The sequence below is a fragment of the Caproicibacter sp. genome, assembly GCF_046707225.1.
GTDB lineage: Bacteria > Bacillota > Clostridia > Oscillospirales > Acutalibacteraceae > Caproicibacter.
On sequence record NZ_JBJKOP010000035.1, the window covers coordinates 76,130 to 102,109 of the forward strand.

Here is a 25,980-nt window from a genome sequence, read left to right on the forward strand (position 1 = left end):
TCGATCGGGAATTGATCCGCGGAGAAAGGAGGGACCGGCATGATCCAGAAAAGCAGCATCACAAAGCGCTGGCTGTTAAACAGCCTTGGGGTGATTCTGCTGATTGTGGTGACGCTGATCGCAACCCTTTCCGCGGTGATTCAGGGTTATGTCTACAACGGAATCCGCTCCGCTTTAAACGGCCGGAGCGACGAGCTGACGAATATGTTTTCCAGCTACGGCAGGGAATCCCCCACGGAATTTTCCACCGCGGCGCGCAGCTATGTGGAAAATTTTCCGAACAAGGAAAACATGGAGCTGATGGTCATCAGCTCCTCCGGAAAAATCCTGAGCACTTCCATCGGCTTCGCGCCGGATGAGGACCAGGAAATCCCGGATTATGAGGCCGCGCTGAAAAGCGCGGGCGGTTACGGCACCTGGACGGGCCGGCTTTCCAGCGGGGAAAAGGTCATGGCGGTCACCCGCGTGATGCGCAGTAATCTGGGCAATACGGTCGGGGCCATCCGGTATGTCGTTTCCCTTGAGGATGCGGACCGGCAGATCTTCATCGTGGTGGGCGCGCTGATGATTGCCGGCCTGCTGATCCTGCTGTTTGTTATTCTGTCCAGCTATTATTTCATGCGGTCGATCATCGTTCCGATCAAGCGGATCGGCGCGACCGCGAGGCTGATCGCGCAGGGCGATTTCAAGGCCCGCATTCGGAAAACGAACGACGATGAGATCGGCAGGCTCTGCGACACCATCAACGACATGGCGGACGAACTGGGCCAGAGCGAAAAGATGAAAAACGACTTTATCTCCTCGGTTTCCCATGAGCTGCGAACGCCGCTGACCGCCATCAAGGGCTGGGCGGAGACGATTCAGGCCGGGGACACCGACCGGCAGACGTTCAGCCGGGGCATGAGCATCATTGTGCGCGAGTCGGAGCGCCTTTCCGGAATCGTGGAGGAGCTGCTGGATTTTTCCCGTATGCAGAGCGGCCGCATGACGCTGACCATGGACAAAATCGATCTACTGGCGGAGCTGGGCGAAGCCGTCTATATGTTCAGCGAGCGCGCTTCGTCGGAGCGTAAATTCCTTTTGTATGAAGAGCCGGAAATGCTTTCCCCCGTGCTGGGCGACATCAACCGGCTGCGTCAGGTGTTTGTCAATGTTCTGGACAACGCGCTGAAATATACCAGCGAGGGCGGCACCATCAGCGTGACCGCCGACGAGGAGGACGGCTTCATCCGTGTCGTTATCAGCGACAACGGCTGCGGAATCCCTGCGGAGCATCTTCCGAACGTGAAAAAGAAATTCTACAAGGCAAACCAGACCGTGCGCGGGTCGGGCATCGGCCTGGCGCTCGCGGATGAAATCATGGATCTGCATTCCGGCAGCCTTGAAGTTGAAAGCCATGAAAACATCGGCACGGCGGTAACCATCAGAATCCCCACCTATGATAAACTGGAAAACGAAATGCAGGAGACATAAGAGATAATATCAGAAAGGAAACCAGGAGTTTATGCCCAGAGAGAAGATCAAGTGCATTACATCCATCGGGGGACAGGCCCTGATTGAGGGAATCATGATGCGCGGACCGAAAAAAACGGTCCTCGCCGTGCGTCAGCCGGACGGTGAAATCACGCTGGAAGAGCTGCCGGCGAAAGATCCGCGCACCCGTCATCCGCTTTTAAAGCTGCCCTTTCTGCGCGGCGTGGCCGCCTTTGTGGATTCCATTGCGGTCGGATACCGCGCCCTGTCCCGCTCCGCCGAAATTTCCGGCATGGAGGAGGTGGAAGAGGGGGAGGAATCCAAGTTCGACAAATGGCTGAACGACAAGTTCGGCGACCAGATCACAAATATCGTGATGACCATCGGGACCGTTTTCGGCATCCTGCTGGCAATCGCGCTGTTTTACATTCTTCCCACCTGGCTTTTCAACCTGATTCCGGGGGCCGCCGGGCCGGGTTTTGCCGTTTGGCGATCGCCCGCGGAAGGGCTGATGAGAATGGTGATCCTTCTCGCGTACATGACGGCGATTTCGCAGATGAAGGATATCCGCCGCCTGTTCCAGTACCACGGAGCGGAGCATAAAACGATTTTCTGCTATGAAAGCGGCGAGGAGCTTACCGTGGAAAATGTGCGGCGGCATCGCCGGTTCCACCCGCGGTGCGGCACCAGCTTTCTGGTGCTGATGCTGTTGGTCGGTATTTTCATCGGCCTGTTTATCCCGTTTTCGAATCCGCTGCTCCGCACAGCGGTCAAAATCCTGTGCATTCCGCTGGTCATGGGCATCGGGTATGAACTGATCCGTTACTGCGGCAGAAACGAAAACATGCTGACGCGGATCATCGCGGCGCCCGGGCTTTGGGTACAGCGCATCACGACCAAGGAGCCGGACGACTCAATGATGGAAGCCGCGATTGCCGCGATGAAGGAAGTTATCCCCGAAAACGGAGAGGACAAAATCGCGCTGAAAAGCGATTCATGAGCACGGTCGGCGAGGTTTACCGGGAGGGGCGGCGCGCCCTGTTCGACGCGGGGATCGACGGCCCGGATTTTGAAGCCGGATGCCTGTTTCAAAAAGCGTTCGGGTTTGACCGGCAGGAGCGGATTCTCCGCTCGGCTCAGGCGGCCGACCCCGTCAAAACGGAACAGTTCCGGGGATTTCTGCGCGAACGCATCAACGGGCGGCCGCTTCAGTATATTTTGGGGGAGTGGCCGTTCTGCGGAATGGACCTGCTGGTTGGGGAGGGCGTGCTGATTCCCCGTGAGGAGACGGAAGTTTTGGTCGGCACCGCCGCGGAATTGCTTGAGGGCTCGGCCGAACCGGAAATTCTTGATCTGTGCTCCGGCACGGGGGCGGTGGCGCTCACGCTCGCGGCGCGATTCCCCGGCGCGAAGGTCGGCGCGGCGGAATGGCTGGAGCCCGCGTTCCATTATTTGAACCTCAATCTGGAAAGACAAGGGCTTTCGAATGTTCGGGCCGTTCGCCTCGATGTTTTGAATCCCGCCTCCGCGGAGCGGTTCCGGGACCTGGACTGCATCGTTTCCAACCCGCCCTATGTCCGTGCGGAGGAGCTGCCCGGCCTTCAGCCGGAAGTCCGGCGGGAACCGCGCGAAGCGCTGGACGGCGGTGAGGACGGCCTTGACTTCTACCGCGCGATCGCGAAAATCTGGGCGCCCCGGCTAAGGCCGGGCGGCGTTCTGTGCGTGGAGTGCGGAGAGGATCAGGCACGGCGGGTTGCCGCCCTCTTTGCGGATGCCGGTCTCTCCGAAATCCGCTTTTACAAGGATTTTAACAACATTGACCGGGTCGTTTCCGCAAGAAAAGTGAGATAAACATTTGTTCGTAAAGTCCTTGCTTTTCCCCGGACGATCGATTATAATGAATTGGAAGAAATGAAAGAGCCTGACGGGAGGAATTCAGTATGGCGGCGGGAAAAAAAATGCCGGAAAAGCTGGTCGGCAAGGGAACCGATAAAAAGAAGGCGCTGGAAACAGCGCTGGCGCAGATCGAAAAGCAATACGGCAAAGGGGCGGTCATGCGCCTGGGACAGAACGAGGCCATGCATGTCGAGGCGATTCCGACCGGCTCGCTCGGGCTTGACCTGGCGCTTGGAATCGGCGGCTTGCCGCGCGGCAGGATCATAGAAATCTATGGGCCGGAAAGCTCCGGCAAAACTACGCTGGCGCTGCACTGCATCGCGCAGGGGCAAAAAAACGGCGGCAACGCCGCGTTCATCGACGTGGAACACGCGCTGGACCCGGTTTACGCGCGTGCGCTCGGCGTGGATGTGGACTCCCTGCTGGTCTCTCAGCCGGACACCGGCGAGCAGGCGCTGGAAATCACGGAGGCTTTGGTGCGCTCCGGCGCGATCGACGTTATCGTGGTGGATTCGGTGGCGGCGCTGGTACCGCGGGTGGAAATCGAGGGCGAAATGGGCGACAGCCACGTCGGCCTGCAGGCCCGCCTGATGTCCCAGGCCCTTCGCAAGCTGGCGGGCGCGATTTCCAAATCAAACTGCGTGGCGATCTTTATCAATCAGCTGCGCGAGAAAGTCGGCGTGATGTACGGCAACCCCGAGGTGACCCCGGGCGGCAGAGCGCTGAAATTCTACGCTTCCGTCAGAATCGATATCCGCAAGGTCGAAACCTTGAAAAACGGAACGGAAATGATCGGTTCGCATACGAGGGCGAAGGTGGTCAAGAACAAGATTGCGCCGCCGTTCCGCTCCGCGGAGTTCGACGTGATGTACGGACAGGGGATTTCGCACGACGGAGAGCTGCTGGACCTCGGCGTTCAGCTCGACCTTGTGCAGAAAAGCGGCGCGTGGTTTTCCTATCAGGACATCAGAATCGGGCAGGGGCGCGAAAATGCGAAAAACTTTTTCGCGGAACACCCGGATACGGCGGAAGAACTGGAGAAACAGATTCGGCAGCATATGACGGAGCTGTTCAATAAGCCGGCGCCCGGATCGAAAATCCGTCCCGTGGAAACCGCCGTCAAGGAAGAGGACGCCGGAAACGGAAAAGCGAGCGCCAATTCCGATATCGACATTGAGGCGGACGACGAATGATGCTCTCCGCGGCGGAACCCCGCAGAAAGGGCCTGACGGCCCTCTTTGTCGACGGGGAATACGCCGTCAGCGTGGATACGGAGACCTTTGTCCTCTCCGGGCTGAAACCGGGCGCGGAACTGTCGGATGAGCGGCTGCACGAGCTGATTCGGAAAAGCGACGCGCGGCGCGCGCAGGAAAAGGCCCTTTATCTTCTGGAACACCGCGCCCACTCCCAAAAGGAGCTTGCAGACAAAATTGCCCGAACCGTTTCGCGCGAGGCGGCCGAGCGGGCCGCCTCGCGTCTGGTTGAACTCGGGATGGTCAATGATGAGGAGTATGCCCGGAACCTTGCAGCGGAACTGTTCGGACGCAAGGGCTGCTCCGCTTCCCGTGTAAAATGGGAGCTGGCGAAACGGGGGATCGAACGCGATCTGGCGGAGCGCATTGTGGAAGAAAGCGAGCCGGACCCGGTCGAAGCCGTCCAAAGGCTTCTCCAAAAGAAATACGCCCGCCTTCTGGGCGACGAAAAGGGGCGGCACCGCGTTGTGGCGGCGCTGCAAAGGTTAGGTTACCGGTGGGATGACATCAAAAGCGGGCTCAGAAAATTTGAGGAAGAGGATGACAGCTTTGCGGGATGCGGAGAAGACGATCGGCAATCTGATTGACAAACAGAAAACGGCGTACGTCGGTTCCGCCGACGCGGACGGCTTTCCGAACGTGAAGGCGATGTTCTCCCCCAGAAAACGCGAGGGAATCCGGGCGTTTTATTTTACGACCAACACATCGTCGCTTCGTGCGGAGCAATACCGTGAAAATCCCAAAGCCTGCATTTATTTCTGCGACAAGCGTTTTTTTCGCGGCGTGATGCTCAAAGGCACCATGCAGGTTTTGGAGGATGCGGAGTCCAAGGCGATGATCTGGCGGGAAGGCGATGACAGATACTATCCGGAGGGCGTCGCGGACCCCGACTACTGCGTGCTGAAATTCACGGCGATGGCTGGCAGATATTATAGTAATTTTCATTCGGAGGATTTTATCGTCTGAACAAAATCAGGAGAAGATATGGCATATTCGGTAGGACTTGTGAACCTTGGATGCCCCAAAAATCAGGTGGACGCGGAGCTGATGCTCGCGATTTTGCTGAAAGCGGGCTATAAACTGAAAAAGGACGCGGCGGAAGCGGATGTCGCGATCGTAAATACCTGCGGATTTATCGACGCGGCGAAGCAGGAATCCATCGGTGAAATTTTGGAGCTTGCGAAGAAAAAGGCCGAAGGGCAAGTCAGGGCGATCGTTGTGACCGGCTGCCTGGCGGAACGCTACCGGGAGCAGATTCTCCGCGAGCTGCCGGAGGTTGACGGGGTCGCGGGCATCGGGGCGAACAGCAATATTGCCCAGGTCGTTCAAAAGGCGCTTGAAGGGGACAAAACAGAGCTGTTTCCGGAAAAGACAAAGCTGCCTCTGTGCGGAGAGCGCAGTCTGCTGACCCCGCGATACTCGGCTTACCTGAAAATCGCGGAGGGGTGCGACAATCGCTGCTCCTACTGCGCGATTCCGGCGATCCGCGGCCCGTACCGTTCCCGCGCAATGGAGGAAATTGAGCAGGAAGCTCGATCGCTCGCCGCCGGCGGGGCAAAAGAGCTGATCCTGATTGCGCAGGACACGTCCCGTTACGGGTACGACCTGTATCACAAGCTGATGCTGCCGGAGCTTCTGCGCCGCCTTTGCCGGATCGACGGGCCGGAATGGATCCGTGTTCTGTACGCTTACCCGGATTCCATCACCGACGAGTTGCTTCAGACGATAGCATCGGAAGAGAAAATCGTAAAATACCTTGATTTACCGCTCCAGCACTGCAGCGGCAGAATTCTGAAAGCAATGCGCCGGGTCGGCGACCGCGCCTCCCTGACCGCGCTGATGCACAAAATCCGGGGCGCGGTTCCCGGAATAATTCTGCGGTCGACCCTGATCGCCGGGTTCCCCGGCGAAACGGAAGAGGATTTTGAGGAGCTTTGCGGGTTTGTCCGCGAAATCCGGTTTGAACGGCTCGGGTGCTTTGCCTACTCGCAGGAGGAAGGCACCGCGGCGGCGGAGCTGCCGGGCCAGCTGGAAGAGGAAGTCAAGCGCCGCCGCGCGGAATTTGTCATGGAACTCCAGATGAATATTATGCAGGAGCAGGCGGAAGCTCTGGTCGGGAAAACCCTTCGGGTGCTGACGGAGGGCTTTGACCGGGAAGCGGGCCTTTGTTACGGGCGCGGCGCGGCGGACGCGCCGGACATCGACGGAAGAGTCTGGTTTTTGGCGCGCCGTAAGCCGGAGCCGGGCCGGTTTGTCGGCGTGAAAATCACCGACTGCATCGACGGCGACCCGGCCGGGCGTGCCGTGGAATAAGGGGGAGTTGTCTTGAATCTGCCCAATAAGCTGACTATTGCGAGAATCTGTATGGTTCCGTTTTTCCTTATCGCGCTTCTGGCTCAGGACTACATCGGCCTGCATTATCTCTGGGCGCTGATTTTGTTTGCCGCGGCTTCCTACACCGACCGGCTGGACGGCAAAATCGCAAGGAAAACGAATCAGATCACCGATTTCGGCAAATTTATGGACCCGCTCGCGGATAAAATTCTGGTTTTGTCCGCACTGGTCTGCTTTGTGCAGTTCGGCCTTGCGGATTCCTGGGTGGTCGTTATTATCCTTGCGCGGGAATTTATGGTGACGGGGATCCGTCTGATCGCCGCCGAAAACGGACGCGTCCTTGCGGCGAACAAGTGGGGAAAAGCGAAAACGGTCAGCCAGGTCGTGGCGATCACGGCAGTACTGATGTTCCAGTTTCTTCTGGAACTGGTCCGGAATGGAATTCTGCCGGCGTTCACCATTTTCGGTTCGGACGGCGCTTTCATCCTGACGTGGCTCGGAAGTTTTTTGGTATTGATTTCCGCCGTTTTCGCGGTGGTTTCCGGAATGATTTATTTGATGCAGAATATTCAGCTGATTGACACCACAAAATAAAGCAGGGTGTTTACAGAATGCTTTTTTTGTACTATACTGTGTAACGCCGGGATCGATTCCGGCTATTATGAAACAAACGGAACATGCGACGACCGGAAGAAGTAATTCCTCAGGCTGCAAAAGAGAGAAAGCGTCATCGGCTGAAAGCGCTTTTTGCCATGCGGAGGAACGAAATGCGTCCGCGAGCATGCGGGGGGAACTTTCAGTATCCCCGCACGGGCAGCCCCGTTACAGGCATTCATGAGAAATAAAGCGGAGTGGAACCGCGGCAGATGCCGCCTCCGTCCCCAAACAGGGGACGGAGGCGGCTTTTTTCCCACAGGAGGTTTTTATGTTTTCCAGTCTCAAGGCAGACCTTGATTCCATCATCGACCGCGACCCCGCCGCGCGCTCCCGGCTGGAGGTTTTTTTCCTCTATTCGGGGTTCAAGGCGGTCCGGTCCTATCGAATTGCCCACTGGTTTTACGAGCGCAATCACAAATTCATCGCTCGGTATCTTTCCCAGAGGGCGCGGCATAAAACGGGAATTGAAATTCATCCGGGCGCAAAAATCGGCAAAGGGCTTTTTATCGACCACGGCATGGGCGTGGTAATCGGAGAAACTTCTGAAATCGGCGACTACTGCACCCTGTATCAGGGAGTAACGCTTGGCGGAACCGGCAAAGACCACGGCAAGCGCCACCCGACGCTGGGAAGCAACGTGCTGGTCGGCGCCGGCGCAAAGATCCTCGGCCCCTTCCATGTGGGCGACAACGCGCGCGTGGCGGCGGGGGCGGTCGTGCTGGAAGAAGTCCCGGCGAACGCCACGGCGGTCGGTGTGCCTGCGCGCATTGTTCGCCTTGACGGAGTGCGCCCGACAAATCTGGACCAGATTCACATCGGCGACCCGGTCTCCCAGCAGCTCTGCTACATGGGGGTGGAACTTCGAAAGATCCATTCACAGCTTGACATGATGGAAAAAACCGTCTCGCATCAGGACGGAAAAAGAGCGGCGAAAAGCTCATAAAGGAGGACAATTAAATGAAAATTTACAACACGCTGACAAGGCAGAAAGAGGAATTTGTTCCGATTGAGCCCGGAGAGGCGAAAATCTACGCCTGCGGCCCGACCGTGTACAATTACATCCACATCGGGAACGCGAGACCGATCTGCGTGTTCGACGTGCTCCGCCGGTACCTGGAGTACCGGGGGATGAAAGTAACCTTTGTGCAGAATTTCACCGACATCGACGACAAGATTATCCGGAAGGCGAACGAGGAAAAAACCGATTATCTCACGGTGTCGCAGCAGTACATCGAGGAATACCGGACGGACGCGGCGGGGCTGAACGTGCGCCCCGCGACGGTTCATCCGCTCGCGACGGAGAATATCGATGAGATCATCTCCATTATTTCCGACCTGGTCGAAAAAGGCTATGCCTATCCGGCGGAAAACGGAGACGTTTATTTCCGCACGCTGAAGGATTCCGGTTACGGCAAGCTGTCGCACCAGCCGCTGGACGACCTGAAATCCGGTGCGCGCATCGCGGTCGGCGAACACAAGGAGGACCCGCTCGATTTCGCCCTGTGGAAGGGTTCGAAGCCCGGGGAGCCAAGCTGGATTTCCCCCTGGGGGCACGGAAGGCCCGGCTGGCACATCGAGTGCTCCGCCATGGCGCGCCGGTACCTCGGCAAAACGATCGATATCCACTGCGGCGGGCAGGACCTGATCTTCCCACACCACGAAAATGAAATCGCGCAGAGCGAATGCTGCAACGGCGTACCCTTCGCGCACTACTGGATGCACAACGGCTACATCAATGTGGACAACAAAAAGATGTCGAAATCACTCGGCAATTTCTTTACCGTGCGTGACGTAGCCGAAAAATACGGGTATGAGCCGATCCGCTACCTGATGATTTCTTCGCATTACCGCACGCCGATCAATTACAACATCGAGATCATCGAGCAGTGCAAATCCGCTTTGGACCGGCTTTATCACTGCCGTGAAAATCTTGAATTCCTGCTCGGACACGCTCCGGCCGGGGAACGAGAGGGCGAACGGGAGCTGCGCCGCTTGTTCGAATCCCGCCAGGACCGTTTCATTGAGGCGATGGAGGACGACCTGAACACGGCGGACGCGATTTCCGCGCTGTTCGACCTTGCGAAGGACATCAACACAAACCTGACGGCGGAAAAGAATCCGTCCAAAGACCTGTGCCGCACCGCTCTTGATTTATTTAACGATCTCGCGGAGGTGCTGGGCCTTTTGTATGCGAAGAAAGAGACCGGCGCCGATGAGGAGATCGAGCGGCTGATCGCCGAACGGACAAAAGCGCGCGCTGATAAGGATTGGGCGACGGCAGACCGGATCCGCGACGAGCTGAAAGCCCGCCGTGTGGTGCTGGAAGACACGCCGCAGGGCGTGAAGTGGAAGATCGAAGGATAATTACACAGGAGCACAAACACCCCCGCGGGCATAAACTGCCCATGGGGGTGTTTTCATGTTTAACAGGAAACGCGGTCCCTTTTTCCTGTTCCTGTTTCTTGGGCCGGGCATGCTGGCCGCAATGGCCGACAACGACGCGGGCGGAATTTTATCCTATGCCCTGACGGGCGCAAAGTTCGGCCCTGCCGTATTTGTTCCGCTGACGCTTTGCCTGATGCCGGTTACATACACCGTTCAGGAAATGGCGATGAGGCTGGGAGTCGTTTCAAACGCGGGTTTTACACGGCTGCTGCGGGAGCGGTACGGGCGTGGATGGATGGTCTGCCAGATCGTCGCGCTGATGATGGAAAACCTCCTGACACTGCTGACGGAATTTGTCGGGATGTCCGCGGGCCTTCATCTGATCGGCCTGCCCCGAGTCCCGGCGGTGCTGATTAGCACCGTTCTGGTTTTTTCAATTACTTTGCTCAGCGGGTACCGGAAAAAAGAACGCATGGGTCTCTTGATCGGAATGTATAATCTGGTGTTCCTTTTTCTGGCATTCGCCGTGAAGTCCGGCGTCGGCGCGATGGAAAGCCTTCGCCTTTCCTCGGGCGGGGATTTCCGCTGGTACGCGGCGGCGCTGATCGGAAACGCGGTCGCGCCGTGGATGATTTTTTATCAAAACTCCGCCTACGCAGACCATGGCGCCAGGTCGCGCCGCATCCGGGACGGCAGAAAAGACGTTTTCGCGGGATGCGTCTGTCAGGTTGCCGTTGCGGCGGCGCTGATTTTCGTCGGTTCCTCCGTTTTCGGGATGGTGCCGAATCTGGAAGCGGCCGGGCCGGCCGAGCTGGTTTCGGCGCTCTCCGCGCGGGTCGGCCCGCTCGCGGGGATTCTGTTCGCGCTGGGTCTCTTTAACTCCGGGCTTCTTGCCGCAATCACCGTTTCCCTGTCGTCGTCGTTCAGCATTGCGGAAGCGTTCGGCTGGTCGAACAGCCTGAACGACAGCGTCCGCGACGCGCCCGGGTTCTATGCCGTTTACGGAATCAGCGTGCTGGCGGCGGCCGGCGCGGTTTTGATTCCGGGCCTGCCGCTGAACTGGGCCGCCGTCTTTGTTCAGGTCGCGGGCGGCGTTCTGATGACGCCGGTGCTTGTTTTTCTGACTCTTCTGACCTCCAGCCGCCAGGTGATGGGCGAGTGCGCGAACACGGGGGCGCAGAAAATCCGCGCGTGGTTCTGCGTTGCCGTTCTGACGGCGGTCTGCGTCTTTACTTTTCTCAGGGCGGCGGTATAATAGAGGGGAAACAGCAAAGGGGATTTTCAAATGGCGAAGGAAAACAAGACGAACGTCATGCGGATTCTGGAAGCGGAAAAGGTCGCTTACCGTCCGTACTACTATGAGAATCACGACGGCAAAATCGACGGCGTTTCCGTCGCGGCAAAGCTGGGGCAGGATGTCGACCACGTGTATAAAACCCTGGTGACCCGCGGCGCTTCCGGCGGCTTTTTTGTTTTTGTGGTTCCGGTTGCGGAAGAGCTGAACCTGAAAGCGGCGGCGAAAAGCGTCGGGGAAAAATCCGTTGAAATGATTCATGTGACGGAAATCAACAAGGTTACCGGATATATCCGCGGCGGCTGTTCCCCGGTCGGGATGAAAAAACAATATGTCACTGTTCTGGACGCAAGCTGCGAAGCGCTGGAGACCATGATCGTCAGCGGCGGAAAAATCGGCACGCAGGTGGAGCTTTCGCCGAAGGACCTGATGCGCGTTGCCGGCGCGAAGACCGCGTTTGTCGCGATCCGGCCGTGAATCGGCGAACCGAATAGAAAAACCGGCGGCGGGGGGTACCCGCTCGCCGGTTTTCTCAATATTGGAGGAAAATATTTCAATCAGGTCGCTTCCTCAGCGACGGATGGTGTAGTCTTGTCGGTTTCTTTTCCGAACAGCTTCTGCAGGCAGTGGAACGCAACCATAACCGCAAGCGACATCAGCAGCACCGCGACGATCAGCTGAAGCCCGTCGGTCAGGAACACGAATTGCCCCGCGCCGATTTTACGAAAAATATTGACGACCGCCATAACCAGCGCGGTCATGGTGACGACCAGCATCATGGACATCGGGACGTAGAGCATCCAGCCCTGACGGCCCGTCGTTTTCAGGAACACCGCCAGCGCAATCAGCACGAGCGCGCCCAGCAGCTGGTTGGCCGAACCGAACAAAGCCCAGATGTTATTGTATCCGCCGAGCGAAAGGGCAAAGCCGAAAATCAGCGTAACGATGGTGGAAACGTACTTGTCAGTCAGAAATTTTGTAACCGGGGTGTGCGCCTTGCCGTCCTCGTCGTAAAGCAGCTCCTGCATCGACATGCGGCCAATGCGGGCGACGGAGTCGAGAGTTGTCAGGCAGAGCGCGGAAACACACATCGTCATGCTGCAGGTCGCGACATATTCCGACATGCCGAACTTCATGAAGAATCCGGCAACGCCCGCGGAGAAAATCTGGAACGGCGTGCCGCTGGGCAGCTTCCCGTTTGTGGCGGCGGCGCCCGCAACCACAATGGCGGCGACCGCAAGCAGCGATTCGACGATCATTGCGCCGTAGCCGATGCCGAGCATATCTTTTTCATTTTTCACCTGCTTGGAGGAGGTCCCCGATGAAACAAGGCTGTGAAACCCGGAAATCGCGCCGCAGGCGATGGTGACAAACAGCATGGGGAACAGCATTGTCCCCTTGACGTTAAAGGAGGTGAAAGCCGGCAGGTTCATGCTGGGATTCGTCATAAAAATCCCGACGACCGCGCCGAGGATCATGCTGATGAGCAGGAAAGAACTCAGGTAGTCGCGCGGCTGCATCAGAATCCACATCGGAACCACCGCGGCGAAGAAAATATAGGCGAACACAACCAGACGCCACTGCGCTTTGTCAAGATAGACCGGCAGTGCCATCCCGGCGGCCATCATGGCGAAAAACAGAGCAAGCCCGACGATGAACAAAACGCCCTGGTTGGGCTTAACATATTTCATGAAAAGGCCGAACAGAATCGCGCCGAGAATATAAAACAGGGAAATGGAACCCGCGGCGGCGCTTGGCCTGCTGACCTGGCCGGCCACGGAAAAAGCGTTAAACGTGGAGGCCACCATGTCGCCGAAGGCGGCGATGACCAGCAGCGAGAAAATCCAGCAAAAGGTGAGGAACAGTCGCTTGCCGGTTTTGCCGATATACTGCTCGATAATCAGGCCGATCGATTTGCCCTCGTTTTTCACGGAGGCGTACAATGCGCCGAAGTCCTGAACCGCGCCGAAAAACACGCCGCCGACCAGAATCCATAAAAGCGCCGGCAGCCAGCCGAACATCGCCGCGATGATCGGTCCCGTTACAGGGCCCGCGCCCGCAATGGTGGAAAACTGGTGGGAAAATACAATTCCCCTTGGGGCCGGAACATAATCCTGTCCGTCCTCATGAACATAGGCGGGGGTTTTTGCGTCCGGGTCGATCCCCCATTTTTTCACAAGCCATCTGCCGTAAAAAAGATAGCCGCCGCCCAAAACGGCAATGGAAACGATGATGATAGCCAATCCGCTCATAATGCTTTGCTTCCTTCCTCAATCGTCACAGGTTCGTCAGAATACCGTTTTTGCGGGAAACTAAAAAATCCCCCGTCTCTGATTTTTTAAATCAGAGACGAAGGATTTGTTCTCCGCGTTACCACTCTGTTTGCCGCGTCGTCGCGGCCACCTCAACCGTATCAGGCGGGCCCACCAAATACGTCCGACACTAACGGGTCGGAACCGTCCGGATCTAATCGGCGAATGCCTTTCAAACCGGCTGCTAACGGGTGATGTCATACCGGAGCTTCCTGCCGCTTCACACCCCCAGCGGCTCTCTGAAAAGGAGTTGGAACCGTACTTTTGCCCGCTCACTGCATTTTTTGATATTCTGTTGTGCATCATCTTAGCACGGGGATTTTCCATTGTCAATTATTTTTTTGCATTTTAGAAATTATTCGCAGAAAAGCACATTACATTCAATGAAATTTGTGAAGTTCGACGAAATTACATCTTCGTTAAAAAATAAAAGAAAATTCTGTTGACAAATCGCCGAAAGTCAAATATGATAATAAAAATATATTTTAATTGCGTTGATAGGGAAGGACTGCGGGTTCCTCCGCATTCAGAGAGCTGCCGGGTGGTGCGAGGCGGCGCGGGGTCTGCACGAAATCGCCCTTGAGCAGGAGGCTGAAAGCTTTGCTGAGTAAGCCGTCCCGGAACTCCCCGTTACAGGAGGGCGCATTGTTGGATGCGTGACGAGATGCCGCTGTTTTGGCGGCGGATAAGAGTGGTACCGCGGAGCTTTCAGCTTTCGCCTCTTTGGAGGCGAAAGCTTTTTTTATTGCCGCGCGACGAGAGAGAAGGAGGAGTTTTGATGATGCTGACCGGAGCCCGAATCCTGATGGAATGCCTGTTGGAGCAGGGGGTGGATACCGTTTTCGGCTACCCCGGCGGAGCAGTGCTGAACCTTTACGACGCCCTGTTTGAATACCGCGCCAAAATCCGGCACGTCCGCACGGCGCACGAACAGGCGGCCGCCCACGCGGCGGACGGATATGCCCGCTCAAGCGGAAAAACCGGGGTCTGCATCGCGACCTCCGGCCCCGGCGCGACGAACCTTGTCACCGGCATCGCGACGGCCTATGCGGATTCCGTGCCGATGGTCGCGATTACCGGAAATGTCGCAAGGTCCCTCTTGGGCAAAAACAGCTTTCAGGAGGTGGATATTACCGCCATCACCCGTCCGGTGACGAAAAAAAGCATTCTGGTACGGGATGCTTCGGAGCTGGCGAACGTAGTGCGCGAAGCTTTTTTCCTTGCAAATTCCGGACGGAAAGGCCCCGTGCTGATCGACATTCCTAAGGATGTTTCCGCACAGACGGCGGAATATGTTCCCGTTCCCCTCCGAGAGCCGGAGCAGCCTTCGCCGCCCTCCCGGGAATCTCTTCGGCGCGCCGCCGCGATGCTGACGGAAAGCGAAAGGCCGCTCCTTTACGGAGGCGGCGGAGTGATTGCCGCGGACGCGGAACGGGAATTCGCCCGTCTGGCAGAGACGCTTGACGCTCCGGTTTCCTGTTCCCTGATGTGCCAGGGAGGCTTCGACCAGAAGAAAGCCCGCTACCTCGGCATGCTGGGAATGCACGGGACGAAGGCCTCTGCCGAGGCGATGAAAAACTGCGATTTGCTGATTGCGGTCGGAACCCGCTTTTCAGACCGCGTGCTGTGCGACGCGGGGCGGTTCGCCAGAAACTGCCGCATTCTTCAAATCGATATCGACCCGAAGGAATTCGGCAAGAACGTGGGGGTGGACCTGCGGCTTCAGGGGGACGTGAAAGCCGTTCTGGGGGAGCTGCTGCCCCTTTTGACGCGGCGGCGGCATGAAACCTGGATGCAGTGCGCCGAACAGTGGAAACGGGATTACCCGATGCGGCAGCAAGGGCAGGGGGCGGAGGACGTTCTGCCGCAGGACGTGATCGAAGCGCTTTGCCGCCTTGCCGGGCCGGAGGCGATTCTGACCACGGAAGTCGGCCAGCACCAGATGTGGGCGGCGCAGTTCGGTACTTTCCGGAATCCCAGAACCTTTCTGACATCCGGCGGGCTGGGCACCATGGGCTTCGGCCTCGGCGCGGCGATCGGCGCGAAAACGGCGATGCCGGAACGCACGGTCGTCAACATTGCGGGGGACGGCAGCTTCCGGATGAACTGCGCGGAGCTTTCCACGCTTTCCAGGGAACGGATCCCGGTTGTCGAGCTGATTTTTTCCAACTCCACCCTCGGCATGGTGCGCCAGTGGCAGAAGCTGTTCTACGGCGGACGGTTTTCCGCATCAGACGTAGAAGACGCGGTCGACTGCGAAAAACTGGCTCAGGCGTTCGGCGTGCGCGCGATGACGATTCATCGCCAAGCGGAAATTGAGCGGGTGCTCAGCGAAGCTCTGAACTGCGGCGAACCCGTGCTGGTGAACTGCCCGGTCGGCAAAGACCTGAATGTTCTGCCGATGGTTCCTTCGACCGGTTCGGTGGAAGAGCCGATTCTGGAAATGGACGAATGAAGATGGTAAAATATACGCGACAGGATGTGGATGAGATGACGCTCGAACAAATCAAGGAAGCTGCCCGCGCCCTGGAGGGCGTGGTCCGCAGGACGGACCTGGTGGAGGCCCCCCGCATTCATCCGGAGGGACAGGTATATCTCAAGCCCGAAAACCTGCAGGTTACCGGGTCCTTTAAGGTCAGGGGGGCATACCATAAAATCAGCCGCCTGTCCGAAGAGGAAAAGAAAAAAGGCGTGATCGCGTGCTCCGCCGGAAATCACGCGCAGGGCGTGGCGCTTGCCGCCGCAAAAAGCGGAATCCCGGCGCTGATCTGCATCCCGGAGGGCGCTCCGATTTCCAAGGTGGAGGCCACAAAGTCCTATGGGGCTCAGGTCCGGCTGGTCAAAGGCGTGTACGACGACGCCTACCGCGAGGCCTGCCGGCTCCAGAAGGAAAGCGGCGCGGTGTTCATCCACCCGTTCGACGACCCGGACGTGATCGCCGGGCAGGGAACCGTGGGCCTTGAAATCATGGAACAGCTGCCCGACGCCGACGCGGTGATCGTTCCGGTCGGCGGGGGCGGGCTGATTTCCGGCGTCGCCTGCGCGGTCAAATCCCTGCGGCCCCAGTGCAGGGTATACGGCGTGCAGGTAACCGGCGCACCCTCCATGGCGCGGGCGCTCCGGGACAAAAAAATAGAGCCGCTCCCGCGCGTTTCAACCTTTGCGGACGGAATCGCCGTCAAATGCCCGGGGCAGCTGACCTACGGAATGTGCGAAAAATATGTGGACGAAATCGTTACCGTGACGGACGACGAAACGGCGGCGGCGATTTTGGCGCTGATGGAGCAGCACCGGCTGATTGCGGAGGGCGCGGGCGCGGTCGCGGTCGCGGCCGCAATGTTCAATCGGGTGGACGTGCGGGGCAAAAAAACCGTCTGTCTGGTTTCCGGCGGGAATATCGACGTGACCATTCTGTCCCGCGTGATCAGCCGCGGGCTGACCCGCGCGGGCCGGCAGGGAAAACTGGTGGTCGAACTGGTCGACAAGCCCGGCGAGCTGCGGGAGGTTTCCGCCGTCATCGCGGAGCTGGGCGGGAATGTTATTTCCGTCCGCCACGACCATTCCGGCGACGAGGCGGACATCACCGCCTGCACGCTTTCCATCGGCGTGGAAACACGGGACCGCGACCATCTGAACCGAATCCGCGACGCCGTCGTGCGCGCGGGGTACCACATACTGGACAGCTGAAAGGAGAACTTATCATGAAAAAAACCGTATCTACCAAAAAGGCGCCGGAAGCGATCGGCCCGTATTCCCAGGCGGTCGTCGCAGGGAACCTGGTGTTTACGAGCGGGCAGATTCCCATTGTTCCGGAAACCGGAACGATGGTGCAGGGTGATATTTCCGCGCAGGCCGAACAGTCCATTCAAAATGTGGGCGAAATCCTCAAGGCCGCGGGCGCGGGATTCGGCGACGTGGTCAAAACAACATGCTTTTTAAAGGACATGAATGATTTCGCGGCGTTTAACGCCGTATACGCCAAATACTTTACAGACAAACCGGCCCGCTCCTGTGTTGCCGTCCGTGAACTGCCTAAGGGCGCGCTTGTCGAGGTGGAAGCCGTCGCGGTGCTTGGCGAATAAAGGGGGAAGCGTAATGGAACCCGTGGTGGACCATATTCATCTTACCGTAAGGGATCTTGACCGCGCCGAACAATTTTACGACCGGTTTCTTCCCCTGCTGGGGTTTGAACCGGATGAAAAGGAATATGACGCTGTGGTGGAAAACGAGTACCGAATCGTTGAATATCACCACAGAAACGGCTTTTCCTTCGGAATTGTCAACGCAAGACCGGCTTGTTCCGGAGAGCCGGTAAACCGCAGAAAGCCCGGCGCACTCCATCACCTGGCTTTCCACGCGCCCAGCCGCGCGGAGGTGGACCGGCTTTATGAGAAGGTAGAGGCTCTCGGAGCGGAAATTGTGCACTCCCCGAAATTCTATCCGGAATACTGTGCCGACTATTACGCGTTTTTCTTCAAGGATTCCGAAGGCATTGAGCTCGAAATCGTCCATTACGGAACGGAAGAGAAAAATGAAACTTTATGAGATCACGGAACTGAACCGGAAAGAAGCAGTCGCGTTTCTCACGCGTCAGTGGGGGTCGGACGTCATGGTGTCGGGCGGCCGCGCCATCCGCCTCTCGGCGCTGGACGGCTATGTCACTGTGGAAAACGGAAAAATCACGGGGGCCGTTACCTACCTTGCGGAAAACGGAGCGTGTGAAGTCGTTTCGCTTGACAGCGTGAACGAAAACCGGGGAACCGGAACGGCGCTGCTCTCCGCCGCCGTCCAAGCGGCGAAGGAGAAAGGCTGCCGCGCGGTATACCTCTATACCACAAACGACAATACCCGGGCGATGCGTTTTTACCAGAAACGCGGTTTCGATATGACGGGGTTCTGCCGGGGCGCGGTCGATCGGGCGCGAAAAATCAAACCTGAAATCCCGCCGACCGGTGAGGACGGAATCCCGATCCGGCATGAAATCAGGTTTGAGCTGTTCTTCTAAAAACGGATCAGCCCCGGCGGATGAACCTGCCGTAACTTTGCAGACGGTCGCGGATGCGCTGAAGCGATTCGTTGTTTTTTACGGTTCGCATGGTTGGGAACGCGCGGATGATGCGGCGCTGAAACAGGTGAAAATCGGATTCCAGCTTTTCTTTCCGCTCGTAAAGCGCGCTCAGGCGCGCTTTTGTATTTTCATCCAGACGCGCGGCGATCGAGTCCTGAAGGACTTCCAGCTTTTCCACGCTCGCCGTGTGAGCCTTTTCCTTGATTTCGTCCAGAACCTGCTGCAGCTCGGCCAGCTTTCCGTTCAGGGTGGTGATTTCCATGACGGACAGCACGGTATCCGCCAGCAGATAAAGCGCCAGCCCGCCCGAAAGGAACGGAAGAACCTCTGCGGGAATCAGCCCCAGCCAACCGAGCAGCAAAGGCTGTAAATAATAAACGGCGGCGACGCTCATGATTCCGAACATCAGGCTGTTTTTCAGGCAGACCCGCCCCTGCAGCTGAAACCGCTGGTCGGAATAATCCCAGTATTTGGCGTGGAACAGCGCCTCCAGCAGAAAGCCCGTCCCGTATTCGACCAGGCTGGCCAGAAGAGCGCCGGAAAGAAACAAAAGGAACACCCGGTCCTTAAGCGGCGAGAGGATCAGAACGGTAAGAATGGCCCCGGAGCCGTAAATCGGGCAGAACGGTCCGGTCAGAAACCCGCGGTTAATCGGTTTGCCCGCGGGAACGGAACAGTAAATGCTTTCGGCCGCCCAGCCCAGAAAGCTGTACAGCAGGAACAGAAGAAACAGGATCCGGATATCGTTCATTTGTTTTTCTCCTACCTTGAATTCAAAGTACAGTGTACCGATTCGGGAGGAGTTTGTCAAATAAAAAAAGATACTGTCTTTTTCAGAAGAATCAGCACATAATAGAGCAGCGCGCCCGACACCGCCGGAAAGACGATCCAGCCGAGGATATCCACCTTCAGCTCCGTCACCTTCAGAAGGCGGCTGATGCTGAGCGAGGCGTTGTATATTTCGCTGAAAAACAGGATGGCAAGGTAGGCGCGGATCCCGTAGACGGGGATCAGGGCGCTGATCAGGGCGACGCGCATCATGGAATCGCTGAAGTTGTATTTGAGGGAATACATCTGCTGGTCAAGCCCCTTGAGCATGTTGTCCACCACGTTGTCGAGGTACATCAGAGGGACGATCGGGGCCATGATGCGCAGGATGTTTCCCGCCTGTTCGTTTCCGAAAAAGATTCTGCCGATTTCGTCGGCGAACACGATCATTCCCGCGCTGATCAGAAAGCCGAACATCAGCGTGGTCCGGAACGCGTGCTCCGCGGAATAACGCACCGTACCGCGCTTTCCCCGCGCCGCCGCTTCGGCGATTTCGGGAATCAGCAGCATGGCGACCGAGCTGACAAAGGACATCGGAAAATAGATGACCGGCATCACCATGCCCTGCATCACGCCGTACTGCGCCAGCGCCGCGGTTCCGCCGGCGCCGTATTTGCGCAGGCCGGCCGGGATCAGCAGATTTTCCGCGCTGAACAGGGAGCTGCGCAGAAAAGAGCCGACCAGCATCGGGCCCGCAATATGTAAAATGTTGTGCAGCACACGCGTTTTTGTTCCGTCCTCCTGTGCAAAGCCGTGCCTGCGGACATAGAGAAGAAACGCAGCGGCAACATAGGCGCACGCGGCCACCTCGCCCAGGGTGTTGCCGATCATGAGCGACTCCAGCTCCGGCAGGGAGGTGCGGGTCAGAAGAAGATAGGAAATCCCGATTGTCGCGACCTGCTCCCACAGCTCGCCGACCATGGGAACGATGATATTGCGGTTGGCAAAGAAATACCCTTTCAGGCACGCGCAGACCGCGATGAACGGAAGTCCGGGCGCGAGAAGGCGCAGCGGCGCGGCGGCCTCCGGGGCGCCGATCAGGCGGCAGGCCGCAAAATCCGAAACGGCGAGCAGAGCCGCGCCCGCGGCAAAGCTCATGGCCAGGGCGAAGCACAGGCAGCCCCGCAGGTACCGCCGCGAGCCTTTTCCCTCCGCGACCATGCGCGTGACCGCCAGACCGATTCCGGAGGTGCAGGCCGTGATGCCGAGCGAGAAAATGGAGAAAATCAGCTGGTAAACCCCGACTCCGCTCGCGCCGATCCAGGAGCAGATGCAGGAACGGAACCACAGGCCTGAAAACCGCAGAACGACGGAACCCAAAGTCATAAAGACCGCATTTTTGAGGAATACGCGTTTTTGATTCATCTGAGCCCACCTTTTTTGCCTTTTGTTCAAATGTATTCGCGTATTGGGCAAAATAAGTCTGTATTTTTTTAAGGGGCTCCGTTATAATGGTAGAGAGACTATCAGAAACGCGGAGGAAACGAATGGACTGGACGGAAGTAAAAATCACGGTGGACGCGGCCGATGCGGACGCGGCGGGTGACATCGCGCAGATGACGGTGCCGTACGGAATTTATATTGAGGACTATTCCCATTTGCAGGAGGAGGTCGAGCAGATTGCGCACATCGACCTGATCGACGAGGAGCTGTTAAAAAAAGACCGCTCGAAAGCGGTCGTGCATGTTTATATCGCGCCGGAAGACAGCCCCGCCGAGGCAATCGCGTTTTTAAGCGAGCGGTACGCGTCCGAGGGAATCAAGCATCAAATTGAAACGGCCTCCTGCGCGCAGGAGGATTGGATGAATAACTGGAAGCAGTATTTTCACCCGATTCCGGTCGGGAAGAAGCTGCTGATTCGGCCGGACTGGGAGCAGACCGATAATCCGGAGGGCCGCGTGGTGCTGGACCTGGAGCCGGGCATCGCGTTCGGAACCGGCACGCACGAGACCACGCGCCTGTGCATGGAGTTTCTGGAGGAATTTGTCACTCCCGGATGCGCGATGCTGGACGTCGGCTGCGGCAGCGGAATCCTTTCGGTTGCGGGTTTGCTGCTCGGCGCGAAGCGCGCCGTCGGGGTAGACATCGACCCGCTCGCGGTCAAGACCGCCGTGCAGAACGCGAAGCGCAACAAAGTCGGGGACCGGTTCACCGGCATTTGCGGCAGCCTGACCGAACAGGTGGAGGGAACGTACGGGGTCGTCGCGGCAAACATTGTGGCCGATGTGATCCTCGAACTGCTCAAAGACATCGGGAACTTTATGGCGCCGGGCGCCGTCCTGATTCTGAGCGGCATCATCGACGAACGCGAGCAGGATGTGCTGGACGGCCTGGAGCAGTCCTTCACGCTCCTCGGCCGCAAAGAGGAGCGCGGCTGGGTGGCGCTTGCCGTGAAACAAAAAGAGGGCGTTTGAAAACAGCCCGCGCGGACACGAAACGGATTGCGCGTCGGACGTCATCGCGGAGCGCTCCTATTTAATAATCAAAACCGTGTTTTTGGGCAGGGAATAGTATTCTCTGATGTCCTTTGCATACACGACGCTGAACGCACTCGAATACATGAATTGCAAGTCGAATTTTCGGTTGTCGATCACGACCATGTTGCTTTTTCCGCTGTGGACATCGTTAATCTGGCGGTCGATATCGAGGTATACCCTGTAATTCCTCATCGTTACCCCCGCGGCGATCAGCATGGAGCACATGCCGACGGCAGCGACCGAAAGCTGTGCCGATTTCCCGTACCTGAGATGCAGTCCCTGAAACAGCGAAGCGGCCAGCAGGAAATCCAGCAGCACCAACGGCAGCATCGGGCGTCCCCAAGACCCCACGATCGCGGGGATCGCCTGGGAACTCCACATGCCGGCGAATAACACGACGGCATACCGGTACTCTCTGCGCATGTTTGCTGTCCGGATCATTGCGGTCAGGCAAACCGCCAGAAAGGAAATCCAATAGATTACGGCGATGATTTCTGCCAGCAGTCTCCATTTGGAATCGATCCGGTCAATGTACTGCACACAAGGCAGTTTCAGCATGGTCGCCATGGCGAAAAGGATGACGCCGGCCGTCAGATAGAAACTAAAGAACTCGAATAACAGGCCCTTTCCGTCTCCGGTTTTGTGAATCATATAGAGTGCACACAGGCCCATGAGGACGACCCAGAAAAGACAGTCGTTGAAGATGCTGCTGAAATAAGACGGCAGATTATTCAGAAAGACTCCCCTGATACCGAGGCTGTTGGCGGGACGTGCTGAGGAATGCAGCCGGCTGTACCCCCCGGGGCAAGTCAGGGTAAAGGCCGTTGTCAGGATGGATAAGGCGCAAAGGCTCCAGATGTATGGGGTCATCTGTTTCGAGCGGATCAGGTACGGCACCGCCGCGATGCACATGCCGAAAATCAGCAGGGCCATCTGCTCATGCAGAAAGGCGGCGGCGCAGAAGCAGACCGGCGAGACAAACCGGTACGGCTTCGGAAACGTACGGTTGCGCAGGATGCTGTAAATCGGCAGAAAGCCGATCAGCATCAGAAAAAACGGATACAGATAGTTGCACGATCCATCCATCCACAGGAAGACATCCCCGTAAAGATTATGGCTTACCGGCATCAGGCCGGGAAAAACGGCGCATACGGCAGCCAGAAGGAAGTCCGCGTGCAACCGTTCCTTCGTTTCCGGCCCTTTTGGGACGATATATCCGCGGATATAGTAAAACAGAAGAAGCGAGATTCCGCAGATTGCGAGAGGTGTCGCGATTTTCCAGATACGAAGCCCGTCGAGCAGCAGAAGCTGCGCAAATAGATTTGCCATCCGCGACCCCGCCACAGCGTAATAATATCGATAAAAGGCAAAAATCTTCGGAAGAGACCCGCCCTTTATAAAAAAAGTAAAATCGTCCCCCTGCGGGAAACCATTTGAATATTGAAAAAACAGGAGGGCCAGCACAAAAAGGAAGGGAATATAAACCAGGAATTTATTTCTTTCTCGTTTTTGCATCCCATCACCTCGTTCTCGATAATGAAGATTTCACAGCGGAGCTTAGGAGCGACAATGGAAGAAACAAGCTTCCAGCAGATCCGCGCTTTCTCTATAATGTGAGTAACCGAAATGACAACCGGGAATAGCTGCGAAAAATCGGCTCTGTTTAGATTATTTCCGACGGGCATGCGAAAAATGCAATTATAACCGCATTTTTCATGTGCCTCTCTCGGAGGGGGATCGTCATGCTAAAAACAGGCAGGGCGGAGTTCCGGACTGATCCGGTGATCGGGCCGGTCCGGGGCTTTGTGTTGATGTGTTGAAAGGGACCTGTCCCGGCTTTGCCGATGTGCCGGTCGGAAAATTAGAGTCGGTTTCCGCCGGCTGTCAAAAACTGATTTTTAGAAAAAAGAAAAACCCGGCAGCCGCATGACTGCTGGGTCAGCCTTTCGAAAAAGGTCCGGTGAAAGCCGGGCTTTTTCCTTATAAAGATGAAAAATAGAAGCTAGTGATGAAAGATGCTGGAACAGGAAAACCCGCCGGATTTCCCGGCGGGCGCTTTATATGGAAGAAGCTCAGACGTACTGTGCTTTCAGGCGGAAACGGGTCAGCAGACTCTCCATCTCCCGGGCCTGCTCGTTCAGTTTTTCACTGGTCGCAGCGCTTTCCTCCACGGCGGCGGAGTTGTTCTGCACGACGCCGGAAATGCGGTCAATGCCCTGCGTCACCTGGGTGACGGCCTGCGCCTGAAGCTCGGAGGCCTTCGCGATGCTGTTGATCAGCCGGATGGATTCCGAAGAATCGCCGATCACGGAATTGATGGTTTTTGCGGTGTCTTCGGCAATTTCCACGCCCCGCCCGACGGCCGCCACGGTGCTGCCGATCAGGTCGGTGGTGTTTTTCACGGCCTGCGAGCTTTTCGCCGCCAAACTCCGAACCTCGTCGGCCACAACGGAGAAGCCTTTTCCGGCTTCTCCCGCGCGGGCGGCTTCCACGGCGGCGTTTAATGCGAGAATGTTGGTCTGGAACGCGATATCGCTGATTGTCTTTACGACCTGGCCGATTTTTTCGGAGGTCTCGCTGATTTCCTTCATGGCGGCCAGCATCTGCTCCGTCTTTTCATTGCCGGCCTTGAGCGACTCGCCGGCTTTGTTTGAAATTCTGCTCGCGGTCTCGGCATTCTTTGCGTTTTTTGTCACCTGGCGGCTGATTTCGGCAATGGTGGCGGAAAGCTCCTGAATGGAGGCGGCCTGATTGGTCGCGCCCTGCGCCAGCTCTTTTGCTCCGGCGGAAACCTGATCGGAATTTCCGGAGACCTGCTCCGCGGAATCGTGAATGGACGAAAGCGTCTGGCTCAGCGAGTCGGTGATGCGCGAAAGAGCCTCGCCGATCGGCCTGAAATCCTCGACGTATTCATAGGACTGATCCATGCTGAAATCGCCCTGGGACATATTTGAGAGATGCTCTGTAATATCGGTGATGGAACCGTGTAGCCGGTCGATGGTCGCCTGCGCGGTCTTGGCGAGAATGCCTGTTTCGTCTTCCGTGTCGATCACGGGAACGGGCGTGTGGAGGTCGCCCTGCGACAGCAGGCGGAGACGCTCGGTGATGAGCTTCAGCGGCTTGGTGATGGAGCCTGCGACGGAGAGGATCAGCAGAATGCTCAGAATCGCCGCCGCGATGCTGGAAATGATGAGCAGCAGCATGGCGTTTGTCTTTTTCCGGTTGCAGTCGTTCAGCTCCGCCTGAACCAGCGGAGTCATGTCCTCCTGGTAATTCCCGGTGCTGATGTACCAGCCGTACGGCTCGAATTTCTGCGTGTAAGCCCGTTTTTGAAAATTGCCGGATTTGCCCGGTTTGGTAAACCAGAAATCAGTGAAGCCGCCGCCCTTGTCGCCGGCGGCGATCAGGTTTTTAATATAGTAATTTCCTTTTTCGTCCTGATTGCCCAGGCGCATTTGTCCCTCATAATCGGCATTCATATGCACCACGCATTTGCCGTCGGACATATCGGCCCAGAAATATCCGCTGCCATTGTTGTAGCGCGTGTTGCGCACGAGCGTCTTGGCGGCTTCCACAGCTTCCTGCTCCGAAATCTTTCCCGATTTGTAGCGGTTGTAATTTGCGGTCAGCACCCCGATCATGCTCTGAACCTCGGTTTTGATCAAAGTGTCGAGTCCCTGCATGGTCGAGTCGGAAATCGTTTTGTACGCCGCGTTCAGACTTTGATAAGACAGGAAAGACTGAATCAGGATAATACACGAAATCAGAATGCTGAAAGACAATACCAGCTTTGATTTCAGACGCAGCTTTTTAAATCTGCTTTTCATAAGGCGTCAGACTCCTTGCAATTAAATTCAGCGATGTCTGTTGATGAAATCGTTGCAAAAAAGACCGAATTACGACGGAATGCTCCCCTAATAACGGCATTAATTAGTGTTTACTAACAAATACGATTTATTGTATAATCTAATTTTAGTACAATATTAATAATAATTCAATTCTG

Annotated in this window: 24 protein-coding genes and 3 other annotated features; of the genes, 19 read left to right on the top strand and 5 right to left on the bottom strand. The window is 57.0% G+C overall.

From position 1 onward, the window contains the following. The first annotated feature begins 39 nt into the window (after nucleotides 1-39). The 12 genes from ACLQ3M_RS08480 (at nucleotide 40) to ybaK (ending at nucleotide 11,769) form a co-directional block, all read left to right on the top strand. On the top strand, nucleotides 40-1,473 hold the full coding sequence (locus ACLQ3M_RS08480) for a sensor histidine kinase (RefSeq protein ID WP_411677267.1): 1,434 nt from the start codon (nucleotides 40-42) through the stop codon (nucleotides 1,471-1,473). 31 nt (nucleotides 1,474-1,504) lie between these two features. Continuing rightward, entirely contained in the window at nucleotides 1,505-2,473 is a 969-nt protein-coding gene (locus tag ACLQ3M_RS08485; protein WP_411677268.1) for a DUF1385 domain-containing protein, read from the top strand. After that, nucleotides 2,470-3,324, top strand: coding sequence for a peptide chain release factor N(5)-glutamine methyltransferase (prmC, locus tag ACLQ3M_RS08490; RefSeq protein ID WP_411677269.1), 855 nt, complete (start codon nucleotides 2,470-2,472; stop codon nucleotides 3,322-3,324). Before ACLQ3M_RS08485 ends, prmC begins: the two co-directional genes overlap by 4 nt. 89 nt (nucleotides 3,325-3,413) lie before the next feature. Then, nucleotides 3,414-4,562, top strand: coding sequence for a recombinase RecA (gene recA, locus ACLQ3M_RS08495; protein WP_411677270.1), 1,149 nt, complete (start codon nucleotides 3,414-3,416; stop codon nucleotides 4,560-4,562). Further along, nucleotides 4,559-5,209 (top strand): regulatory protein RecX, encoded by a 651-nt coding sequence (locus tag ACLQ3M_RS08500; protein WP_411677271.1) that lies wholly within the window; start codon nucleotides 4,559-4,561, stop codon nucleotides 5,207-5,209. Before recA ends, ACLQ3M_RS08500 begins: the two co-directional genes overlap by 4 nt. Beyond that, entirely contained in the window at nucleotides 5,163-5,588 is a 426-nt protein-coding gene (locus tag ACLQ3M_RS08505; protein WP_411677272.1) for a pyridoxamine 5'-phosphate oxidase family protein, read from the top strand. Before ACLQ3M_RS08500 ends, ACLQ3M_RS08505 begins: the two co-directional genes overlap by 47 nt. Nucleotides 5,589-5,606: 18 nt before the next feature. Further along, nucleotides 5,607-6,935 carry a 30S ribosomal protein S12 methylthiotransferase RimO gene (gene rimO / locus ACLQ3M_RS08510; protein WP_411677273.1) on the top strand — a complete coding sequence of 443 codons (1,329 nt, stop codon included), beginning with the start codon at nucleotides 5,607-5,609 and terminating at the stop codon, nucleotides 6,933-6,935. A 12-nt stretch (nucleotides 6,936-6,947) separates the two neighbouring features. Next, on the top strand, nucleotides 6,948-7,550 hold the full coding sequence (gene pgsA, locus ACLQ3M_RS08515; protein WP_411677274.1) for a CDP-diacylglycerol--glycerol-3-phosphate 3-phosphatidyltransferase: 603 nt from the start codon (nucleotides 6,948-6,950) through the stop codon (nucleotides 7,548-7,550). 79 nt (nucleotides 7,551-7,629) lie between these two features. Next, nucleotides 7,630-7,836 (top strand) — a binding site (T-box leader). A gap of 45 nt (nucleotides 7,837-7,881) precedes the next feature. Beyond that, on the top strand, nucleotides 7,882-8,556 hold the full coding sequence (gene cysE, locus ACLQ3M_RS08520) for a serine O-acetyltransferase (protein WP_411677275.1): 675 nt from the start codon (nucleotides 7,882-7,884) through the stop codon (nucleotides 8,554-8,556). A 14-nt stretch (nucleotides 8,557-8,570) separates the two neighbouring features. Continuing rightward, entirely contained in the window at nucleotides 8,571-9,977 is a 1,407-nt protein-coding gene (gene cysS / locus ACLQ3M_RS08525) for a cysteine--tRNA ligase (RefSeq protein WP_411677276.1), read from the top strand. A gap of 55 nt (nucleotides 9,978-10,032) precedes the next feature. Continuing rightward, nucleotides 10,033-11,253 carry an NRAMP family divalent metal transporter gene (locus ACLQ3M_RS08530; protein ID WP_411677277.1) on the top strand — a complete coding sequence of 407 codons (1,221 nt, stop codon included), beginning with the start codon at nucleotides 10,033-10,035 and terminating at the stop codon, nucleotides 11,251-11,253. A gap of 30 nt (nucleotides 11,254-11,283) precedes the next feature. Further along, nucleotides 11,284-11,769: a Cys-tRNA(Pro) deacylase gene (gene ybaK / locus ACLQ3M_RS08535; protein WP_411677278.1), complete on the top strand. Its 486-nt coding sequence runs from the start codon at nucleotides 11,284-11,286 to the stop codon at nucleotides 11,767-11,769. A gap of 80 nt (nucleotides 11,770-11,849) precedes the next feature. Here ybaK and ACLQ3M_RS08540 read toward each other — a convergent pair whose 3' ends face one another. Then, nucleotides 11,850-13,544, bottom strand: a complete 1,695-nt coding sequence (locus ACLQ3M_RS08540) for a carbon starvation protein A (protein WP_411677279.1) — start codon at nucleotides 13,542-13,544, stop codon at nucleotides 11,850-11,852. Between the two features lie 90 nt (nucleotides 13,545-13,634). Further along, nucleotides 13,635-13,889 (bottom strand) — a binding site (T-box leader). Between the two features lie 200 nt (nucleotides 13,890-14,089). Continuing rightward, nucleotides 14,090-14,330 (top strand) — a binding site (T-box leader). 52 nt (nucleotides 14,331-14,382) lie between these two features. Here ACLQ3M_RS08540 and ilvB point away from each other — a divergent pair. From ilvB to ACLQ3M_RS08565, 5 genes are read left to right on the top strand one after another with little or no spacing between them, the layout of a single operon-like run. After that, nucleotides 14,383-16,059 carry a biosynthetic-type acetolactate synthase large subunit gene (gene ilvB / locus ACLQ3M_RS08545; protein ID WP_411677280.1) on the top strand — a complete coding sequence of 559 codons (1,677 nt, stop codon included), beginning with the start codon at nucleotides 14,383-14,385 and terminating at the stop codon, nucleotides 16,057-16,059. Continuing rightward, on the top strand, nucleotides 16,056-17,291 hold the full coding sequence (ilvA, locus tag ACLQ3M_RS08550) for a threonine ammonia-lyase (protein ID WP_411677281.1): 1,236 nt from the start codon (nucleotides 16,056-16,058) through the stop codon (nucleotides 17,289-17,291). The genes ilvB and ilvA overlap by 4 nt, the downstream gene beginning before the upstream one ends. Before the next feature lie 14 nt (nucleotides 17,292-17,305). Continuing rightward, nucleotides 17,306-17,686 carry a RidA family protein gene (locus ACLQ3M_RS08555; RefSeq protein ID WP_411677282.1) on the top strand — a complete coding sequence of 127 codons (381 nt, stop codon included), beginning with the start codon at nucleotides 17,306-17,308 and terminating at the stop codon, nucleotides 17,684-17,686. Nucleotides 17,687-17,699: 13 nt separating this feature from the next. Beyond that, nucleotides 17,700-18,149 carry a VOC family protein gene (locus ACLQ3M_RS08560; RefSeq protein WP_411677283.1) on the top strand — a complete coding sequence of 150 codons (450 nt, stop codon included), beginning with the start codon at nucleotides 17,700-17,702 and terminating at the stop codon, nucleotides 18,147-18,149. Continuing rightward, nucleotides 18,136-18,609: a GNAT family N-acetyltransferase gene (locus ACLQ3M_RS08565; protein ID WP_187034195.1), complete on the top strand. Its 474-nt coding sequence runs from the start codon at nucleotides 18,136-18,138 to the stop codon at nucleotides 18,607-18,609. The genes ACLQ3M_RS08560 and ACLQ3M_RS08565 overlap by 14 nt, the downstream gene beginning before the upstream one ends. A 7-nt stretch (nucleotides 18,610-18,616) precedes the next feature. Here the strand turns inward: ACLQ3M_RS08565 and ACLQ3M_RS08570 are convergent, their stop codons facing one another. Further along, a complete protein-coding gene (locus ACLQ3M_RS08570) occupies nucleotides 18,617-19,423 on the bottom strand; it encodes a putative ABC transporter permease (RefSeq protein WP_411677284.1) in 807 nt (268 codons plus the stop codon). Between the two features lie 56 nt (nucleotides 19,424-19,479). After that, nucleotides 19,480-20,865: an MATE family efflux transporter gene (locus ACLQ3M_RS08575; RefSeq protein ID WP_411677285.1), complete on the bottom strand. Its 1,386-nt coding sequence runs from the start codon at nucleotides 20,863-20,865 to the stop codon at nucleotides 19,480-19,482. Between the two features lie 122 nt (nucleotides 20,866-20,987). Between ACLQ3M_RS08575 and prmA the strand changes: the two genes are divergently transcribed. Beyond that, nucleotides 20,988-21,914 (top strand): 50S ribosomal protein L11 methyltransferase, encoded by a 927-nt coding sequence (gene prmA, locus ACLQ3M_RS08580; RefSeq protein WP_411677286.1) that lies wholly within the window; start codon nucleotides 20,988-20,990, stop codon nucleotides 21,912-21,914. A gap of 57 nt (nucleotides 21,915-21,971) precedes the next feature. On the opposite strand, the gene ACLQ3M_RS08585 is transcribed toward prmA, so the two are convergent. After that, entirely contained in the window at nucleotides 21,972-23,492 is a 1,521-nt protein-coding gene (locus ACLQ3M_RS08585; RefSeq protein WP_411677287.1) for a DUF6056 family protein, read from the bottom strand. Here ACLQ3M_RS08585 and ACLQ3M_RS08590 point away from each other — a divergent pair. Continuing rightward, nucleotides 23,411-23,620 (top strand): hypothetical protein, encoded by a 210-nt coding sequence (locus tag ACLQ3M_RS08590; RefSeq protein ID WP_411677374.1) that lies wholly within the window; start codon nucleotides 23,411-23,413, stop codon nucleotides 23,618-23,620. The two genes, ACLQ3M_RS08585 and ACLQ3M_RS08590, sit on opposite strands and share 82 nt — an antisense overlap. Before the next feature lie 429 nt (nucleotides 23,621-24,049). Here ACLQ3M_RS08590 and ACLQ3M_RS08595 read toward each other — a convergent pair whose 3' ends face one another. Further along, the gene (locus ACLQ3M_RS08595) at nucleotides 24,050-25,804 is read right to left on the bottom strand and encodes a methyl-accepting chemotaxis protein (protein ID WP_411677288.1); all 1,755 of its coding nucleotides are present in this window, start codon (nucleotides 25,802-25,804) and stop codon (nucleotides 24,050-24,052) included. Between the last annotated feature and the right edge of the window lie 176 nt (nucleotides 25,805-25,980).